The 19,073-nt window shown below is 70.3% G+C and carries 16 protein-coding genes; 7 read left to right on the forward strand and 9 right to left on the reverse strand.

Annotation, left to right across the window (positions count from 1 at the left end):
- The 8 genes from FRAAL_RS11670 to FRAAL_RS32945 all read right to left on the reverse strand — a co-directional run bounded on the left by FRAAL_RS11670 (position 1) and on the right by FRAAL_RS32945 (position 9,883).
- Positions 1-1,695 carry a hypothetical protein gene (locus tag FRAAL_RS11670; RefSeq protein WP_157892059.1) on the reverse strand — a complete coding sequence of 565 codons (1,695 nt, stop codon included), beginning with the start codon at positions 1,693-1,695 and terminating at the stop codon, positions 1-3.
- Complete coding sequence (locus tag FRAAL_RS11675; protein ID WP_011603833.1) at positions 1,692-2,639, reverse strand: hypothetical protein; 948 nt, start codon at positions 2,637-2,639, stop codon at positions 1,692-1,694. The genes FRAAL_RS11670 and FRAAL_RS11675 overlap by 4 nt, the downstream gene beginning before the upstream one ends.
- Positions 2,640-2,651: 12 nt before the next feature.
- Positions 2,652-3,329 (reverse strand): hypothetical protein, encoded by a 678-nt coding sequence (locus FRAAL_RS11680; protein WP_011603834.1) that lies wholly within the window; start codon positions 3,327-3,329, stop codon positions 2,652-2,654.
- Positions 3,330-3,370: 41 nt separating this feature from the next.
- A complete protein-coding gene (locus FRAAL_RS11685; RefSeq protein WP_041939181.1) occupies positions 3,371-4,414 on the reverse strand; it encodes a hypothetical protein in 1,044 nt (347 codons plus the stop codon).
- Between the two features lie 3 nt (positions 4,415-4,417).
- Positions 4,418-5,392 carry a hypothetical protein gene (locus tag FRAAL_RS11690; RefSeq protein ID WP_157892060.1) on the reverse strand — a complete coding sequence of 325 codons (975 nt, stop codon included), beginning with the start codon at positions 5,390-5,392 and terminating at the stop codon, positions 4,418-4,420.
- 98 nt (positions 5,393-5,490) lie between these two features.
- Positions 5,491-7,398 carry a major capsid protein gene (locus FRAAL_RS11695; protein WP_011603837.1) on the reverse strand — a complete coding sequence of 636 codons (1,908 nt, stop codon included), beginning with the start codon at positions 7,396-7,398 and terminating at the stop codon, positions 5,491-5,493.
- A gap of 93 nt (positions 7,399-7,491) precedes the next feature.
- Positions 7,492-9,069: a hypothetical protein gene (locus tag FRAAL_RS30420; protein ID WP_011603838.1), complete on the reverse strand. Its 1,578-nt coding sequence runs from the start codon at positions 9,067-9,069 to the stop codon at positions 7,492-7,494.
- Between the two features lie 280 nt (positions 9,070-9,349).
- Positions 9,350-9,883, reverse strand: a complete 534-nt coding sequence (locus tag FRAAL_RS32945) for a hypothetical protein (protein WP_162137470.1) — start codon at positions 9,881-9,883, stop codon at positions 9,350-9,352.
- A gap of 270 nt (positions 9,884-10,153) precedes the next feature.
- Between FRAAL_RS32945 and FRAAL_RS11710 the strand changes: the two genes are divergently transcribed.
- The 3 genes from FRAAL_RS11710 (at position 10,154) to FRAAL_RS11720 (ending at position 12,969) form a co-directional block, all read left to right on the forward strand.
- The gene (locus tag FRAAL_RS11710) at positions 10,154-11,071 is read left to right on the forward strand and encodes a hypothetical protein (RefSeq protein WP_011603841.1); all 918 of its coding nucleotides are present in this window, start codon (positions 10,154-10,156) and stop codon (positions 11,069-11,071) included.
- Between the two features lie 350 nt (positions 11,072-11,421).
- The gene (locus FRAAL_RS11715) at positions 11,422-12,267 is read left to right on the forward strand and encodes a DUF2637 domain-containing protein (RefSeq protein WP_157892062.1); all 846 of its coding nucleotides are present in this window, start codon (positions 11,422-11,424) and stop codon (positions 12,265-12,267) included.
- Between the two features lie 312 nt (positions 12,268-12,579).
- Positions 12,580-12,969, forward strand: coding sequence for a hypothetical protein (locus FRAAL_RS11720; RefSeq protein ID WP_011603844.1), 390 nt, complete (start codon positions 12,580-12,582; stop codon positions 12,967-12,969).
- Positions 12,970-14,100: 1,131 nt separating this feature from the next.
- Here the strand turns inward: FRAAL_RS11720 and FRAAL_RS11725 are convergent.
- Positions 14,101-15,066, reverse strand: a complete 966-nt coding sequence (locus FRAAL_RS11725) for a hypothetical protein (RefSeq protein WP_011603846.1) — start codon at positions 15,064-15,066, stop codon at positions 14,101-14,103.
- Between the two features lie 213 nt (positions 15,067-15,279).
- On the opposite strand from FRAAL_RS11725, the gene FRAAL_RS11730 reads away from it, so the two are divergent.
- The 4 genes from FRAAL_RS11730 to FRAAL_RS11745 all read left to right on the forward strand — a co-directional run bounded on the left by FRAAL_RS11730 (position 15,280) and on the right by FRAAL_RS11745 (position 18,879).
- Positions 15,280-15,591, forward strand: a complete 312-nt coding sequence (locus tag FRAAL_RS11730) for a hypothetical protein (RefSeq protein WP_157892063.1) — start codon at positions 15,280-15,282, stop codon at positions 15,589-15,591.
- Positions 15,592-15,704: 113 nt separating this feature from the next.
- Positions 15,705-15,959 carry a hypothetical protein gene (locus FRAAL_RS11735; protein ID WP_011603848.1) on the forward strand — a complete coding sequence of 85 codons (255 nt, stop codon included), beginning with the start codon at positions 15,705-15,707 and terminating at the stop codon, positions 15,957-15,959.
- Positions 15,952-16,290 (forward strand): DUF1360 domain-containing protein, encoded by a 339-nt coding sequence (locus FRAAL_RS11740; protein WP_011603849.1) that lies wholly within the window; start codon positions 15,952-15,954, stop codon positions 16,288-16,290. Before FRAAL_RS11735 ends, FRAAL_RS11740 begins: the two co-directional genes overlap by 8 nt.
- 96 nt (positions 16,291-16,386) lie before the next feature.
- Positions 16,387-18,879, forward strand: coding sequence for a hypothetical protein (locus tag FRAAL_RS11745; RefSeq protein WP_157892064.1), 2,493 nt, complete (start codon positions 16,387-16,389; stop codon positions 18,877-18,879).
- Positions 18,880-19,073: the final 194 nt, after the last annotated feature.

The raw sequence follows: 19,073 nt of genomic DNA on the forward strand, positions 1-19,073 counted from the left end.
TTAGCTCCAGTCGGTGGTGAGCTGGAACGGGGACAGCACCCGGCCGGCGCCGGCGGCGCCGGCAATGATCGCGGTGGCGCAGGCACGTGCCCCGAGCTCGTTCAGGTTGATGCCGTCCGCCGCGTACAGACCGGGTGCTTTTCCGACAACTGCATCCACATCGGCGTAGACCACACCGTTGACGAATTCAGCGCACAGGCCCTGGATCGCCGTATTCCACGCGAAGACATCGGAGTCGGTGACGCTGGTGGGGAACGCTGCGTAGGCGCTCGCGTCTCGCAGCCGGGGGATCCCGCACACCACGGTGAGCGGGGGCATCGGGGCTTCGGCCTGCCAGTAGTCCAGGCCGACGTCACCGCCTGCGTCGACGGCGGTGATCGTTCCGACGATGGTCTTGCCGGCGTCGGCGGCGACCAGCCCGGGGATGCGCACGGCTATGTGGCCGTGGGCACCCCCCGCCGGCATGATCGCCGAGGTGCTGGTGGTGCCGCTGGTGCCGGTGGAGGCGGTCCCGGACCAGCTGATCGTGCCGCCGGTGGTGCCGGCCGCGCCGATCAGGCCGATGGTCACCGTGCCGCCGGGGAAGTCGGCCGGCAGGGTGATCGTGAAGCTGCTGCCGGTGGAGGCCCAGCTCCAGTAGCCGCCGCCGCTGTTGTAGCTGATGGTGGTGATCTCAGAGCCGCCGGTCAGGGCGACGGTGCTGTCGGTGTGCTCCCGCACGGTGGCCGCGCGATGCCGGGAGATCACCGCCCGCAGTGCGTGGATGAAGGCGTCGCGGACATGGGTCGACGGCCCGAGCGCGCCGAGGTCGTAGATTCCCCAGCACAGGACGGCGGTGCCGTCCCGGCCGATGTACGGCGCTCCCCGGACGGTTTTCGGTTCGGCTTGCAGGACCTGCGGATAGCCGCCTGCGCTGTCCCCTTCGGCCAGAAGCAGCGCGTCGTCGGCAGCCCGGTTGGTCACTCGGCTGTCCGGGAGTCCGCACAGGGCTTGGACCAGCCGGTCGGCCCGGAACCCGGCGGATTCCACCGCCCCCGCGATCCGGTGGAACACGCTGTGCCCGTAGAACATCAGCTGGCGGGGCAGGATCGGCATGGCCGGCAGGTTGGCGGCCGGCAGCAGCGCGGCCGCGTCCAGAGGGGCGTAGCCGCTGGCGTGGCCGCGGCGGGCGGTCTGCTCCGCTTCGACGATCCGCGGATCGTCCCCGGCAGGCACGGTGCCCGAGCCGGTGCCGAGCGGCAGGTAGCCGAGGGGCACGTGCCCGTTGGCGTCCAGCGGCGCGTAGCCGCCCGGCGCGCCTTTGCGGCTGGACTGTTCGGCGTCGGCCAGCCGTGGGTCGTTGCCTGCGGCGATCGTGTCGGCCAGCGTCCCGACGGGTAGCTGGCGTGCGGGCACCGTGCCGGTCTGGTCGAGGGCGGGTACGTCGGCCGGGTCCAGCACCACCGGTGCGGCGAAGACCACGACCCGGTCGCCGACCAGGTCGTACACCCCGGGCTCGGCCCAGAAGGCCAGCAGACCGGTGATGGGGTCGGCCGTGACGGGGTTGTCGGCGGCCGCGGATCGCTGCCGATCCACGTACAGCTCCGCGGGTACTGCGGAACCCGCGTGGAACACGGTCACGGCCGCGCCCTTGGCCAGGGTGCCATCGGTGCGCAGCGCGACCTCTGCATACCGGCCGGCGTGGATCATGCTCATGGGGTGGCCGCCCCATAGACGACGGCGCCGGTGAACGTCAACGCGCCGATGGCGTAGGAGGGGCGCAGGTCCATGTCCCCGGCTGGCCCGCTGTAGGCCAGCACGGGCGGCATCCCGGACAGGAAATTCGCCCCCAGCCAGGTGCCGGCCAGCGTCGGCCCGGCCTCGGCCAGCGTGTCCACGAAGACGGCGAAGCCGTACCGGCTGCCGCGGAGGAGGCTGACCGTGCTGATCGAGGTGGGGCTGGACGCGCCGTTGTCGACGATCCGCCGTGAGCAGATCTCCTCGGTGCCCGCCCACAGCGTGGGGTCGGCCGCGGTCCGGCCGATGCACACCAGGTTCGACCCGGCGCTGTCCACCAGGTAGAGACCCATCCGCGCGGTTGTCACCCCGGCCGATGCCCCGCCCACCAGGAAGGTGGTGAGCAGGCCCGTCGACAGGGTGACGTCCGCGGTGAACATCCCGACCAGCACGCTGCCCGGGGAGAGCGTCAGGTAGGAGCCGGCCCACAGCCGGTGCATGGTCTCCGCCCGCCAGGCCCAGGTCCCCCCGGACACGGTGTAGCCGGCGGCGCCGAGGATCCGCGGATCGTCGGCCGCGGCGACCGTGCCCGGCCCGGTACCCACCGGCAGCCGGGCATAGGGCACGCGTCCGGACGCGTCGAGGTCGGCATACTCCCGCGCGTCGGGCACCACCGGCACCGCGTAGACGACTTCGGTCGCGGCGGTGAGGTCGTACAGACCGGGGTCGGCGTAGAAGTCGAGCATGCCGCTGGCCGGGTCGGTCATCACCGGGTTGGAGATCAGGATGGTGCGGGTGTGATCGGCATACAGGGTGGCCAGCGTGTTGGTGCCTGCCACATGGACTGTGACCAGGACGCCCTTCGCCAGCGTCCCGTCTTCCAGCAGCAGGGCCTCCGCGTACCGGCCCGCGTACGTCGCCATCGGATGCCGTGGTCAGAGGACCAGGTAGGAGAAGGAGAAGGTGCCGGCGGCCTGGCTGGCGGCCGGCGCCGTGTGCGCGGACACCGTGAACGCTGTGGTGCTCGGCCGGCCCGCGAACAGCCCCAACTGTTGGGTGGCGTCGTTGTTCGGGCTGATGATGACCGCGCGGGGTGCGCTGGCCCACGCCGTCGAGAAGCTGACAATCACCTGCGCGCCGGCCGCCGGCGAGCCGCTCCCCGACCCGAACGTCACAGTCCCCGACTGATCATTGCTGGGGCCGACGACCGGTGCAGGCGGGGAGGTGCCTGCCGCCGCACCGGCTGCGGCGGTGACCGCAGGGGCGCCGGACACCAGGCGCTTGCTGGGATCCAGGCCCGGGTAGCCGGAAGCTGTGTCCCGCTGGTTGGCGTCCTGGAACTCTGCGGCGTCGGGGACCACCGCGACACCGGACACGGTAAGGCCCGGGCCTGCCAGGTCGTACAGCCCAGGGTCGGCCCAGAACCCCAGCACCCCGGAGACCGCATCGCTGGTGACCGGATTCGCCGCCGTCGTGCTCTTGGTCCGGTCGGCGTAGAGGGTGGCCAGGGTCGTGGTGCTCGGCAGATAGACAGCGATCGCCCCGCCCTTGAGCAGGCCCCCGTCGCTGGTGAACGCGGCCTCCTCATACCGGCCGGCATAGGTGTAGGTCATCCGGATGCCCTTCGCGCAGGGGTGAGCAGGACAGGCAGCGGTCAGTAGGGCAGGGCAGGGGTGGGCTGGTAGCCGACCGTGGGTAGGGGGTAGCGGGCCTCGCGGCGGCGGAAACTCACCCGAGAGCTGTCCTGCTGCCAGCCGCCGTCCGGCCCTCGACCCCAGTACAGGTTCGTGAACCCGAAGCCGCTGAAGCTCGAGGCGAGCGGGGAGGTGTCCAGCGTGCGGCTGCCCTTGTTCCACAACATCACCCGCGGCCACACCCAGTGGATGTAGGGCGGGTTCGCCGGACCTCCGTCAATCACGGCGCGGGACCATGCTTCGATGCTCACCCCGCACGGGTTGGGGTCGGTCTGCAGGTCGGGGTAGGCATACCCTTCCGTGCCGTAGCCGCTGGTGGAGTTGGTGGCCGGGGGGCCCGGCACGCATCCCATCGGGGTGGTGCCGGTGTCCACGAACGTGGTGGCCCCGGCCGTCTCCAGCGGGACCACGGCGATCTGCGCGTAGGAGGCACCGACCTGCCGGTAGATCCCGGCCATGGTCGCCCCCGGGGTGAGCGGGATGCTGATGCTGACGCTGCCGTTCGGCCCGATGACCGTGGTGCTGAGCGGGCTGGCCGGGGTGGTCTCCCCCCGATAGTTCATCACCGTGATCATGTGGCTGTAGGTGCCGGAGGGCATCGACCCGCCGGTCGAGGAGGGGGTAGCGGTGGCCACCGGGGCGGTCAGCGGCGGATCGTTGCTGGTGAGCACGGTGCCGCCGGTCAGCAGCTCCTCCAACTCCGGGTCCGGCGCGGTCAGGTCGACGGACACCGTCAGCCGCTTGGGCAGGTCCGGGGTGCGCCAGGTGACCGCCAGGTTCCCGGCCGCGTTGCGGGCGCTGGTGTCCTGGCCGTTCTCCATATCCTGCGCGAAGTCAATCTTCGCGTACTGGTCGGTGACGACCATGTTGTTCGGACCCTGCGCGATGTGCCCCATCGAATCCAGCCGGCACACCCGCATCGCGACCGACAGTATGGAGGCGGCACCGTCGTTGCCGGTGGGGGAGACGGCCGGTGATGTCGCGGCACCGACGACGATAGGCATCTGTCAGACCTCCAAGTCCGTCTGCACCGCGAAATGCACGCTGTAGTCCCAGTAGGCCGCCGCGGCACGCTGAGCGGTCACCGCCACCGTGTTCACCGACCTGTCCAGATCGGCCAGCCACTCCCCATCGACGATGTAGGGATCTTCCAGCCTTATGTGGATCATCGACGTGGCATACAGCCAGGCGGCCCCGACGTTCGGTGTGCTGCCGCCGGGACCGGTTCCCGGGTATCCCGATCCGGGGACGACAATGCTGTCCATCAAGGTGAGCAGGTATTTGCCCTCACGGCGGATCAATCCGTTTGCCTGCCACAGCGGTAGCATTTCGGGAAGGCAGTGGATCATGCCTCGGCGGCCGGGGCCGATGGGCTGGCCGGTGGAGACGTTCACCGCGTCCTGCGCCCCGGAGGGGGCCGCCGCGCCGGCGTTGGCCAAGGCCTGCTCCAGCAGGCCCAGCGCGCGCAGCGGGGCCACCGGGCCGCCTGCCGGGGTCAGGTCCACCACCGGACCGCCGTCGGCGATGACGGGCATGGCCAGCCACCGCTGCGGATAGCCTTTGGCCTGGGCAATCGTGCCCGTCCACAGCTCGTACTCCACCGCGGAGGAAGTACCGGCGACCAGGCTGCGAAGCGCCCGATCCTGCCACTGGGCCGCGTCCAGGCCGAACGTCGACCGGGGCTCCTGGTGGGACACGACGAACGGGACATAGTCCACGCGCGCCGGCAGCACCACCTCTGCCCCGCCGCCACCGGGATACAGGCTGTTGGCAGTCGTGCGGTCGCAGACGTCGATGCTCTCCGGCTGCGTTGCCCCGTAGGGCAGGAACGCAAAGCCCCGTGGCCAGGAGGCCGCGACCTTGTCGTCTTCCGGGTCGGCGGTGACGGCCGCGCGCAGCAACGACAGCGCGGGTGGAGAGAGAGCTGGTGGAGCAACCGGAATCGCCATCGAGGGAATAGCGGAGCTGACCGTGATGGCCACCGGCCTGCACCTCCCAGGACATGAGAAAACGGCGATCAGGGGTCGGGATGGTCTGCCGGGAGGACGGACCAGGACACTCCCGGCAGACCATCCACGTCTTAGAAGGAGCCGCCCGCTCCGTGCGCAGCCGATGCGGCCCCGACCAGAACGGACGGGGCCGCGCTGGTGGCGATCGGAAGTGAACTACCACCAGTCGGCAGGACCGTGGAGATCACACGGTGTGATTCCAGGCCTCGGAATGCCACGTTCTCAAACTGCTCTGTGAACGTCTGATAGTCGTTCGTCCCATTTAGGATGTGGTCGCGGACAACACCGAGGTTCAGAGATCCGCCGTCCAGGCGCAGAAACGTCCCCTCCGGGAAAATCCACCAGTGCAGCTCGGTGGGCCAGCCGTTGAGGTAGGCCACGGTCTGCGCGCCGTCGAGCTGCTGGGAGACCGGGGTCGGGCCACCGGACCACACCGCGGCGCCGTCGGCCGGTTCCGATTCCTTCAGCCAGGTGATGTTGCAGTTGCGGGCGGTGAACCAGGACTCGATCTGCGCGTCGGAGATCGCGCGGATGTTCGTGCCGGCGTCGTCGTGGGCCTGCTCGCGCAACACGTCCACGCGGATCAGATCCCGCGCGAACTCCGGCATCAGCACGCGCCACCGCTGGCCCAGCGGCAGACGGGCACGGTAGCGGGCCCGTGCCAGGTACAGGTCGAGGGTGGCCAACACGTCGCGATGCACACCGAGCAGCCGGTTGGCCAGCACGGTCGTGGACGCCGTGGTGATCTTCCCCAGGAGGTAGAGCTCGGTGAAACGGGCCGCGTAGGTCATCACGACCTTCGTGGCAGCGGCCACCTGTTCCGGGCTGTACCGGGCCATCATGTTGCCGACCTGCACGATCGTCGGGATGGCGTCGACCAGGACCTCCTGCTCCGTCCCACAGGTGATCACCCCGTGGGGTTTGGTGGCACCCCCCGGGTTGGCATCCGTGGCCTCCGTCCACAGGCTGGTGGAGGCGGTGGCCACCGTGTCGGTGATCTTCGGGCTGGACACCCAGCGCAGACCGCCGCGGGTGGCGTTGAACGACGGCAGCGCGTTCTCCAACGGCCGGCTGTCGTCCCCCCAGGTCGGTATGGCGTAGTCCACCTCCACCGGGGTGCAGATCCCGCCCGACGCGACGATCGCCGACGACGAACAGACCTCGTCGATCTTCTCCTGGTCGCGGACCGGATCCCCGGTGAGCGTCCGCTCCTCCGGATAGGCGTCGACCTTCCACCGAGCGACATGCTCACGGGGGAACGCCCGGGTGCCGAAACGGCCCAGCTTGTCGGAGATCAGCCGGCCCATCGTGTCCCAGCTGTCGATCGCGTCGCCGACCCGCACATGCGGGGATCCGGTCGCGGACATGTAGGCACCCATGCGCGCTCGGCCCGCCACCGCTGTCTGCGGGCGGCGGGCGGGATCCGCGGCCGGCGGCCGATGCGCGGACATGGCTCCCACCGGCGCCCGCACGGCCGGCGACGTCGAGCCGGCCCCGGAGGTCGTGGCCGGGTCAGCGGGTTCGGGGAGGCCAGCGTCCCCGCCGGCGTCCGGGCCGGTGTCCTCTACGCCGGTTGCCGCGCCGGCCGGGGGAGGAGGGACGGGTTGCGGGGGTGGCGGGGTGGGGTGGACCGCGTCCCGGAGCCGGGCGGCCTGCTCTTCGGCTGCCCCCAGGGCAGCGATCCGGGTCCGTACCGCACCGGTGGCCTCGCCGATCCCCGCGAGCACGCTGACCTGTTCCGGGGTGCGCGGTGCGTCGTCCTCCCCGTAGATCGCGTCGAAGGCGGCGACCAGCGCCGTCTCCACGCGAGCGAGGTCAGCGGCGGACAGCCCGACGATCTCCTGGTGGACGGTGGCCAGGGAGGCGGCTGGATCGTCGGCGCTGTCCAGCGCGGCAATCAGATCGAGAAGAGCCTGCAGGTGCACGACTACTACCCCTTCGGGGCGGCGACGGATGACCTGAGCGGTCCCGGTCGCCATGCGCCCTGGGGTGTGTCGAGGCGGCTATGCCGGCCCTCCAGCTCGTACCCTGCCGACGCTACCACCAGGGGTGGCCTGTGGGGTAGGGGTAACTCAGGCAGCGGTGCGCTGGTGCACGGCGTCGCGCAGGCTCCGCGCGGCCAGTTCCAACGCCACCTGGCTGCCGAGGGCGGCCTGCTCCGCGATCCGCCGGCTTTCCGCGAGATGTGCCTGCGCGGCGGGGTCCAGTCCCGCGCGGCGCCGGCGGCCCAGCGCGGCCAGGGTCGGGCCGCCGGCCGCCACCAGCGCCAGCGGCTCCCCGGAGGCGGCCACGGCCAGCCGTGGAACCGGAAAGGCCGGGGTGTTGACCGCGAGCGCGGCCACCAGATGCAGACGGCCGCCGATGCGCCGCCAGTCCCCGGACAGGGCAGACCCGCGCAGTGCCCGGACCTGCTCCTCACTCACCCCGGGCCGCATCGCCCCGGCGACCCAGATACCCCACGCGTCCTCACCGGCCACCACGTCCGCCACGCCCGTGGCCGTGTTGTCGTAGTGCGCGATGGCCTGCGCGGCGGTGATGTCCGGCCGGGTGGAGGCGTGTCCGGTGTTCATGGTGATCGGGCCGGTCGGGATCAGCTGCCCGTCCTCGCAGGACACTGCCCCCGTCCGGTAGTAGGGGTAGGTGTAGCCCGGGCCCATCCTGGGAGCGCGTAGTCGCGCGCCGCCGGCACCGATGTGGTCGGTCATCCAGTCGGCCAGGTGTCCCCAGATCTGGCCGGAGTCCTCGATCGTCACCGGGGTGAGTTCGGTCAGGTGGGGATCGGCGAACCAGGCAGCGGGGGGTCGTGCCGGGTAGGCCGATGCGACGATGCGGGCCGGCTCCGGCGGGTGGATGGTCCACGCCGGCCAGGCCGAGGCCGCCATCGCTTCGCTGTCGTCGGTCTGGTCGGCCAGGGCCTGGGCCGGGGAGGGCAGCGGCTGCCCGTCGTCGTCCAGGCCGACGATGTAGGCACCGGCGAACGCGGGATGCGGTACCACCGTGAAGCCCATGACTTCACCGGCCGTGACGACCAGCCGCTCGGCGATGGGGTAGCCGTCCTCGTCCTCCTCCAGGACCTCCCACTGCGCCACGCAGGCACCGAGGTCCCCGGAGACCCCGTTGAGCTGCCCGGCATAGATCCGCCGGGCGAAGCTCTGCGCTTCTTCCCGAGTGTCGAACTCCCCTGCGGCATAGAGGGCCTGCGCTCCGTCGGGGTACACGTCACCGCGGCCGTCTGGTTCGCCGGCCACGTCCCGGCGGGCCAAGCTGGTGATCCGCCCGACGTGCACGGCGTCCGTGGTGGGCAGGTTGCCATGCGGGGCCCGGTCGGTGGCCATGAGCGTCAACGGGGCGTCGCGCCAGGTCAGCGCGTTGGGGGTGATGTATCGGCCGTCGGAGGTATCGACTCCCTCCACGATCCCGACGGGGATCGCAAAACCGATCAGTGGCCCGGTGGTCTCCGGCTCCGGGCTGTCCTCACCGTCGTCGGTCTCCTGCGCGAGGCTGGCATCGGCCCGGTCCGCCGCGGGGGTCTCAGCAGGCGCGGGCGGCCCGCCCGGCTCTGCTCCCGTGGCTGCGCTGGTCTCGGTGAGCTGCTGCGCCGGCTCGGCCGGCGGCTGGCTGGGGGCGGTGGTGGCCAGGACCGGTGGCATGCGGACCCCTCCCCGCGCGAGGCGCGGGACGTCCGGCAGGCTCGGGGTCCGTGTCCTCCCAGCCGGTGAGGTCCAGGGTAGCTACCTCACCTCCGCGAAGGGCTACCTGCGCGAGTGGCGGCGGGCCGGGAGGGGGTAGACGGAGGCCTGTCGGTGCTGCGGGGCACCACCAGGGGCCGGTGGGACGGCGGCGGTGGGAGATGCCGATAGCCCCACACCGCCACCAGCGTGATCACGATCAAGACGGCAGCGGCGACCAGGATGATCCGGTACTCCCGCATCACAGGGCCCCCACCGTGCGGCCCAGCGCCCGCCAGTCCCGGCGGAACTGGTTCTGCGCGGCGGTGAGCTGCATCGTCCCGGCACACACCCGCCCCCGTACCAGAGCCACCGTGGTCGGCATTTTGCTGCCGGCCGGCACCGGCCACAGATTGCTCAGATCTCCCGCCGTGCCAGGGGATCCGCCCACTTCCAGGGGAACCACGTACGCGACGGCGAATCGGTCCAGCGGCATCCCCCCGTACCCGTAGGCCGTCATCAGCGACTTAAGCTGATCGTTTACCATCGCTGCGGGCAGCCGACGCGCGTCCACCCATCCCGGCGCGCACACGGTCCGGCGCACGGTGGCGGCACTGACCGCGGCATTCCGGCTGCCCGGCGAGCACCCCGGATCCGGCAGCTGACCGCCTGCCCGTGCATGGCAGCGGATCACCCCATGGGGGATGGCGATCGGACCTGCCTGGGCCATCAGCCCCGCGTCGGACCCGGCCGAGCAGCCCACCACCGTCACAGCCGCGGCCGTCACCACGCTCACCGCCACCCACCACCTACGCATCATGATCACGTCACCCCTTCCTGCGATCAACTCTATGGGGTAACGGTAGCGGTAGATATGGCTGCGTGCGGGGTGAGGTAGGTAGGGTTGGGGTCATTCGGTCGCCGGGACCGGTGGACCGTCCGGTCCGGATCTGTACGGACGGCCCCGGCTGTCCCGAGCGGGACAGCGTCCCGCCGGGAGGACGCTGTCCCGCTGTGGAGGGAACGGCCCGGCGGCCGAACCCATCGTTAAGAAAGGGCGATCTCCATGTCCTGGCCTGCCAGCGGCGACCCCCTCACGTTCGGTGATACCGAGTGCATCAGCCTGCGTTCCGGCGCCCGCGTCATATGGGAGGCGGGCTTCGTCATGGACGTCGGGGGGCTGGTCAGAGAAATGCTGGTGCAGATCAGGCCGGACATGAGCATGGCCGATCCCAGATCCTTGGAGATCTGCCGCTTCGGTGAACGCTTCGCGCTGCCCGACGGGGTCGACGCCGCCCTGATGCACCCGGAGGCCGGAAGGATGGTCGTCCCGCTGGCAGAGGCCGAAGCGGCCGAGGTGATCGCCACCGCCCTGCGCGACACCCACCTGTTCGGGGTCGTCCCCAGCTTCGACGCGTTGCGGCTGGAACTGTGGCTCCGCGCCCAGCTGGGCAGCAGCTACACCTGGGAGAGTGCTCCCTGGCATTACCAGCCCCACGACGTGGAGGACCTAGCCGCCGGGGTCCTGATCGGCCAGGCGGCCACCGGCCTCTACCCGCGCGCCGCCGCTGCCCTTCGGCAGCTGGGCATGCCCTACAACACCGACGTCCTGTTCCGCTACTTCGACGTCCCGGACAATCCAGAAAGCCGCCACACTGCATTGGGGGATGCCCGCGCTGCCTACGCGCTGTGGCAGAAGATGCACGTCACCTCCGGGTTCAGCGTCGACGCTCTCAATGTGTCCTCCTCCACGGTCGCTCTGATTCTTTCTTTGACGTCCTGGGGGGACACCAGCGCGGACGTGCTGAGCCGTTTGGCTAGCCTTCTCCATGAGCAGGTCCCAGACGGACAGGTGATCATTCTGGAGCCGGGGGGTTCACTCCGCGAAGCCGATGCCGACGCCATGGCCCGGGCGGGGTGGGTCCGATCCACCACCCCGCCCCGCTCGGACGACCAAGCCCAGTCCGCGACGGAGCACCGGTGATGCGGCGGTAGGGGGTAGGGGTAGCCTCGGGGCTGTTGGAGGCCCCCGGACCCGACGCTGGTGACGTCGGGGATGCACCGGGGGTCAGACACGCGACGCCCCATGGAGACGCACGTGCCCGTACGCATTCTGACCGTCCCTTCGGCTGCCAGGAAGCGGGCCGCAGACAACCCCACCTCACCGAAGGCCCGGTCCAGGGGGACCGGCGCGGCATGAAGGGGTGGTGGCAGCGGAGCCGGCCACTTCGACTACCGCTCACCATGCTGATCTTCAGTCTGGGTATGAGCGTGTTCGCGAACGGCGAGCACGCCCTGATCTATCACCGGGCGCAGCTGTCCGCGTGGGCATCAGTGCTGCTGTCGGCGACCCCGCCGGTCGCGGTTCTGGGCTCGCTTCACATGCAGCTGTCCCCGTTCGGCCAGCCCGGTTCCTCGGGCCAGCGGTACGGCGACTGGGCGCTGACCGGCGCGGTATTCGCGTTGTCGTTCGCGTTGTCGTTCGAGACCCTGTGGCAGATCGGCCTGATCATCGGGCTCGACCACCACTTCGCCTGGATGTTCCCCGCCGGGCTGGACCTGGTGGCCGTGCGCGCGGCGGTCCTCGCGGATCGGATCGCTCGTCGCTCGGCCCCGCTTCTGACTGACCCTGCCGCCGCGGCGGAGGCAGTCGCAGGCGAGACAAGCCCGACCGAGGTCGAGGTGTTCGGGTCGCCAGCTCGTAGATGGCAGCCTTGGCGCAGCCGCGCGGCTGGCTCGGTCGCGGTCCGGCCGGCCCCAGCGCATCCTCTCCTCGACGCAGCCTCGCCTGGACACGCCGCGGTCGCCCCGGAGAACGGCAGCCCGACATCGCAGCCCGACGAACCCAGGCAGCAGCTGCACGTCGGCGTGCAACCGGACGCCGCGCGGGTCCACTCTGAACCGCCGCCGGCTGAGGATGGCAAAGGTCAGCCGGATGATGTGCCGGCACAGGACCCCGAGGTGCCGACGTGGCCGGCCGACGACGTCGCACGGGCCGCGAAGGCCCGGGAGATCGCCGCCGACCGATTCCGGCAGGAATGGGAACGCCATCGCCGCTCCCCGCTGAACATCCCCGCGGCCGAAATTCTTTCCTGGGTACCCGGTGCCGGCATGCGTGAGGGATGGGCATACAAGCATCGCCGGAAGGCCGCCGACGCTGCCACGGTCGCGACAGGGTGATCCGGCAGGGCCGGTCGAGCGTGTGCGGTACCTGCGACCGTGACCGCACACCGCACTGGTGTGCGGTCACCGCTCACGATCCGCTGACGGTCATGTGACTGTGCAGCAAGCGGGATGCCGGCCGTGAGGGGCCCCGCACGAGCGTGATGGCTGCCTGGACAGCCGTTCGACTGCCCCTGATTCACCCCCCTGACAGGAGCTAGCCCCGAGCAGCTGGCGGCCGGCGAGGCTGGGTGCCATGCCGGAGCCTCCGGACGGCCGACGTCCTTCCCCGGCCGGCACCGGCCGGGGAAGCAGGCCGATCATCGTGATGTGACGCGCGTGAATTTTCGGGACGATGTCGAGGCGTGCGAGGCGCAGGTGTGGCTTCCGGGACGGCTGCTGATCGAGCTGGGCGCGGTCGTGGACGGCCTGCACAAGGTGGCCAACCCGTACCGGTGTTGGCTACCGGCCGAACACCCGGGTGAGCACTGGAGTCTGGGAATGGAGGCCACCGGCGAGGTGGGCCACTGGATCGTGTGGTCGGATGCAGCCCCACCGCGCTTGCTGGTGGCCGGCTTCTGCCACGCGACGCTGGAGACTTTCGACCTGCAGGAGATGGTCTACTGCAGGCTGGCCCGCGAACACCAGTGCCGTCATCTGGGCTACGGCCACATCGACGCTGATCGGCTCGGAAATGCAGCCATGAGCGTGTGCTGGTAGACGATGTTTGCCGGCCTGATCTGCGTGAATCGCCGTCAACAACGGGGACGCCGACGGCCTGGTGCCCCTTCGGCAGGGCCTGCACGCTCGTGCAGGCCCCGGCAGGTCTCCGGCGGCGCCATCGAGCCGGGGACCCCCTTGTGGACAGCGACCTGAACGAGTGCACGGTCGTGAGCGCCGATCGGCGGAGTCCAGTCCGGCCGACGGCGCCGGCCTCCACGACCTGACCGACGACCTGCACGTACCCGCCGGCCGCGACCACACAGCCCACCGCGCGATCCGCGACGCCGAACCCCATGAGGGCAGAGCGCGCTTCCACCCCGTCATCGCTCACCCGCAGGATGCTCGAGGCGAAACGTCACCTGCACGGCCATGCGGATGCCGGCGGCGGTCTCGGTACTGTGCAGCCCAGACCGCACAGCACCGCACGGCCGAACAGCGCAGGTTCACGGCCATGAGCATGCTGTGGACCCGTCGCACTGCCTCTGCCACGGGTGGAGGCCGCACGGCGCAAACGTGACTATCGTCGTGCCGCGGGCATTCCGGGAACATCCGACGTAAAGTAGTTACCGATCTTGTCGGAGGAGGTCTTCCCCCATGCCCGCACGTAGGAGCGACACCCCGGTGCTTCACGCGGTCCACCCCGGTGCACAATCACGCTACGCACGCGGGGGAGGGGAGATGAGTAGGCACTGCGACCATGAGACAACGTCGGGAGCCCTGCGCGCCGCGTCGCGTATTGCCGTCGCCCCGACCGAATACACGCTGGACGGCGAACCGCAACCGGCGGGCCTGATCACCCTGTATACCGCGGTCTGTGCCCATTGCGACCGGCGGCTGTTCCAGACCCACCGCACCGTCTACGCCGCACGGCCAGGCGGTCCGGCCATCCATCGCGGCCCCTGGTTCACTGACGCCCCGGACCCCGGCCGCAGACTGTCCGCGGTTCCTGCCGTAGGGGCAGGCTGACCGGAGCAGGGACAGCTCGCGGGGGGTTGGTTCTCCCGGTCGCTGTCCTGCTGTAGGCTGCCTCTGCGCGCCGGCTCCTTTCGTACGTTCTTTGTTGACAGCCGGAATCCCGGTATAAGCCCGTCCGATGGCCCCGGCGCGCACCTCTCCTTCTCCGTGCTGCTAGGCGCGGCCGAGCCAGGCTTCGACTGCCGCGTCGACGGTGGCCTGGGTCCACAGGGGCGTGCGGCCCAGATGGAGATCGGCAGGCGGCACCACCAGGCTGCCCGGCCGGCGGGTCCACCCGTTCCGCGCGGCCGTCAGAGCCACCTGGAAGTCCTCCGGGTCGGCCGTCAGCCGTTGCGCGAACTCCGCGGCGCTGACGTACCGCTGGTCGCCGCCGCCACCGATACCCCTGATTCCGATCTTGGACAGTTGCGCCATGGCCGGCGGCTGTTCGGCTGGCAGCATCCGATCGCGCGCTGCTCCGGCCCGCTCCGCATAGATCAATATCTCCAGCGCCGACCACAACGGCGTCCGGCCCGTGCGGCTGCGCGCAGGGGGCAGCTTCGAGCGCGGGGAACCGGCGTTCTCCCGGATCGTCTTCGCGGACAGCCCGATCAACGCGGCAGCCGCACCACTGTCGATCAGCAGATCATCCTGCGTGTTCACCAGCAACGCCCAGGCGGACAGGCGTCGGTCGACCTCGGCCCAGAACGCCTGCCGCATCGCCTGCGTCCCGTCGTACTCCTTGTAGATGGGCGCGCTGCCCAGCAGCCGGCCGCCACGGCTGCGGAGAGTGCCGGCGGCCCACTGGGCCACGGCTTCCGGGCCAGCGAACCCGGTGACCGCCAGCGGCCGGCCCGCGGCGCTAACGACCACTGCGGCCAGCTTCGCCTCGGGGTCCTGCAACGCTCGGGGGAGCCGCGCGGGCAGGGGAGGCTGATCGCCTAGCCTGTGCGGGCTCGTCAGCTGCGCATCTGCTTGGAGCACGGTGAAGCGGGGCAGCGCCGCCACCAGGCGGCCCGCTTGCTGCTGGGCAATCACCCTGGCCTTCTCCTGTGCTGTCTGCGCATCGGGATAGCGACCCAACGCGACCGCTTGTTCGTTGGCCGTCCGTAGCAGCCCGCACCATGCGGCGCCCGGCATGGCATCACCCCTTCCGCGGCATTCAATCGAGAGCCATTCTTTGTTGACGTAGGTAACTTTACACGAGTTCTGTTTGCGGTGCGCTACCTGTCCTCACTCGGCGCGGCTGCGCCTCCCCGAGCAGGTGGTGACCGCGGGTGTCGGCACGGGGTTCCGGCCGGTGCCGACACCGGCCAGCCCCTCCGCAGCCTCACGCAGTGGCAGTCTGAGCGCATGAACCGTGTGCTGTACCCGGCCCGCGCGGTCCTGCCTGACGGGCGCACCATCCAGCCCGCGAAGGTGGTCGTCACCGACGCCGGCACCGTCGCCGTCTACGGAGTCCACGGGGGAACCCCCTACGCCGCCTTCCGTGGGGGCATCGCCGAGGTACGGGTGGACAACCTGGACACCCCGCAGTTGCCGTCCGATCGCCGGCACCTGGAGGTCGCCGTGGAGGCGGGCGGCATCCTCACCGTCCACCAGACCGGCCACTGCAGCTCCTGCGGCCCTCTGGGGCGCCTCATCCCGCACGAGCTCCAGCCGTGACCACGGCCCTGCCGCCCGCGGGACGGGCTGGGCACCGCAGCACCGCCCCTGAGTAACGGGGACCTACCCCTGGTCACCTACCCCAAGGGGACCGGTGAGGGAATGCTGGAACGGTGACAACTCCCTTTGCCCCCGACCAGGGCGACCTGGTCACCGCCGCGCACCCCGGTCCGCCCGATCTGTCCTGGAAAGACCTCACCGCGCTCACGCCCGAGGAGCAGATACGGGCCTACTGCCTGAACCTGGCCAGGGTGGACCTGGCCGACCCCGACCAGCCGCCGCCCCCCTGGGAAGAGGTAGCCGCCGCTGCGGCCGGGTACCTGCGGTTCATCCGCAGCGGGCAGGAGCCCGAGGCACCCCGTGAGTAGCCTGGATGTCCTGCTCTACCTCGGCGCAGTGGTACGCCTAACCAGGATGGCCACCGCCGACCGCATACCGCTGGGCGCGCTGCGGACGAAGGTCCTCGCGTTGGGGCGGACCAGGACACGACGTGAGGTCATTCCGAACGTCGGGACCGTGGAAATCCAGCCCGCGTGGGCCGAACTGTGGGCCTGTGAGGCGTGCATGTCGGTCTGGATAGCTTTGGGGTATGCGCCGGCCTACTGGGCTTGGCCCACTGTCATGTTCTGGCCCTCTTTGGCACTCTCCGGGTCGCTGATGGCAATTGCGGTGCCTCTGCTCCTGCGCCAGATGCGATAGCCACCCCTCACCCCATCTACCTTTCCCTACCGCCCACTCGGAGGGGTAGGAGTGACATCCTGTGGGGTATGTCGTCCCCGCAGGGTAGGTGAGCCGGTGGCAATGTTCCGTCGTTCCGGATCTCCCCGCCGGGGGCGGCTGCTGGTCGCCTCCGGCGCAGCCCTGGACATCACCGACAAAGACGTGGTGAAACGCGAAAAACGGTTGAGGCAGGCATGGCAGCCCGAAGCATGGGCGTACCGGGACCTGATTCCGGAGCTGCGCTACGCCCACGATTGGCTCGGCTCCGCCGTTTCCCGCATGCGCCTGTTCGCCGCCGCATACACCGATGATCCGGCCGCCCCGCCTGTCCCCGCCGAGGAGGTCTCCGACCTGCCGACCGGGCTGGCCGACGCGGCCCGGGCCCAAATGGAGCGGCTGGGCTCCGGACGAATGGCAATTGCAGCCCTGCTGCACACCCTTTCGGTCAACCTTGAGGTACCGGGCGAAACGTATCTGGTTGGGCTGGAGGAGCCAGGGGGTCAGGAGGACTGGACCATCCGCTCCGTCGACGAACTGGTCCCGACCGACGAAGGCTACCGCTTGCGTGATCTTCCCGCGGACGGGGCCGGCTACACCGTCAGCGGGGAACTACTGGATCCACGGCACAGCTATGTGGCCCGGCTATGGCGTCCCCACCCCCGCTACCGCGCGTTGGCCGACAGCCCCTCCCGGGCCATCATCGAAATCTGCGAGGAACTGCTGGACCTCTCCCGAGGGGTCCGCGCCGCTGCGAAAAGCCGCGCGATGACCAACGGCCTGTTGCTGGTCCCCGAGGAGCTGTCCGTTGCCGTCGGCGACCAAAGCGACAGCAACGCGACCGCCGATCCGTTCATGACCATGTTCACCCGGGCGCTCATGGCCGCAATCGTGGATGAGGGCTCCCCATCGGCGGTGGTGCCGATGGTGCTGCGCGGACCATCCGACATCCTCGAGACGATCAAATACCTACGCCTGGAACGCGACATCGACCGCACCGGGGTCGACACCCGCGCCGAACTGATCCGCCGGATCGCGACGGGCATCGACCTGCCCCCCGAAGTGCTTCTGGGAACGGCGGACGCTAACCACTGGACGGCCTGGCAGATCTCCGCAGATACATTTCGACACCACATCGAGCCGAAAGTCCTGTTCCAGGTTGATTCGCTCACCGCTGGGTTCCTGTGGCCGGCTCTGGCAGCCGAAGGATTTGATGCGGCGGAATACCGGCGCGTTGTCATCTGGTTCGACCCCACCGAGCTCATCAAACCACCCGATCACACTGCCAACGCACTCCAACTGTTCGACCGCGGCGCCATCAGCTGGGACGCGCTGCGCCAGGCCGCGGGCTTTGCCGAGGCCGACGAACCCACCCCGGAACAGCTCCTGATGCAATTGATCGCCCGTCTCAAGGCGCTACCGCCCCCCGTGGTGCAAGCAGTCGTGCAGCGGATGGACCCCACCCTGAAGATCAAAGAAGTGGTCCCGCCGCCCATCCAGGAACCCGACGGTAACGGGAACGAACCCTCGGAGCAGGACCCCCCGGCCGAGCAGGGTCCGCCCGAGGACGACGAGCCCCCCACCGGCCCACCCGCCAACCCCTCCCACGCCGTTCAGCCCATCACCGCCGCCGGCGGCCGCGGCACCGATCCCTACCGCTTCGCGGTCGCCCTGGCCGACAGCGACCGCAGCATCATCGACCGGCTTCAGGTAGCTGCAGACGCGGAGATGCGCCAACTGCTCGGCCGGGCCGGAGCGCGGATCCGCACCCGCGTCCGGGCCGACCACCACGCCAGCAGCGCCATCAACGGAATCGCCAACATGCGGGTGTGCGCCACCCTAGGACGCGCCCGCGTACTGGCGGCCTACGCCGAACTGGAGGACGAAGGCGAGGACAGCCGATGGGATCAGCTGGCCGAGTTCTGGCGTGAGCTGATCGCCGCCGCCCTCGCCCACATCCACGCCCGCTTGGGCCACCTCATCCCGACCGCGACCGCAGCGGACCTGGCGGAGCTGGGCAGTCTGCTGCACCAGCATGCCGATGCCGCGTGGCAGTGGCTGGCCACCGCCCTCAACGGCCTGTTCCGCCGGCTGCTTTACACGCCGGACCCGGAGCCGGTCACCCTGCCTGACGAGCCCGCCGGCCCAGTGCTCAGCGATGGCCGAATGCTGATCCCCGCGCGGCTGATCCGCGCCGCGCTGGCGATGGCCGGCGGTGCAGGTGGAAGGGAGACCTCCCCTGGTCTCGGCACGGACGGCACCCTCGCAGATCCGACAGAGCTGCTGGGCGGCCTGGCACTCGGCGCGGACGTGCTGGCATGGCTGGCTCAGCATCAGGTGCGAGTTCAGGGATGGGAGTGGCGGCACTTCACCCTGTTCCGTCGGGCGTTTCGGCCGCACCTGGAGCTGGACGGGCTACACGTGACCGGCCTGTCCGACCCGCAACTGATCAATGCTAGCGCGTTCCCGCCGACCGCAACCCTCTTCCCCGGAGATCACGAGGGCTGCCGGTGCGACCTGATCCCGCTTCTACAGGTGGCGGCCAGCGAAGCCAACGCGCAAGCCGCTTGAGTGAGTGGTGTTTTCGCCGCAGTCCGAGGCGAGGAGTGCTGCGAGGTTGTGCACGGCCGACGCCGCGGTCGGGTCGTTGTCGCGGTCGGCTGCGCGGGCGCGTCGGGTCAGGTCCGCTACGCGTTCGTCGAGTGGGAGGCAGGCAGGGCGAGGACGGGGCAGGAGGGGAAAGCGGCGGGCCGTCGGCCCGGTCG

The sequence above is a fragment of the Frankia alni ACN14a genome (assembly GCF_000058485.1).
Taxonomy (GTDB): Bacteria; Actinomycetota; Actinomycetes; order Frankiales; family Frankiaceae; genus Frankia; species Frankia alni.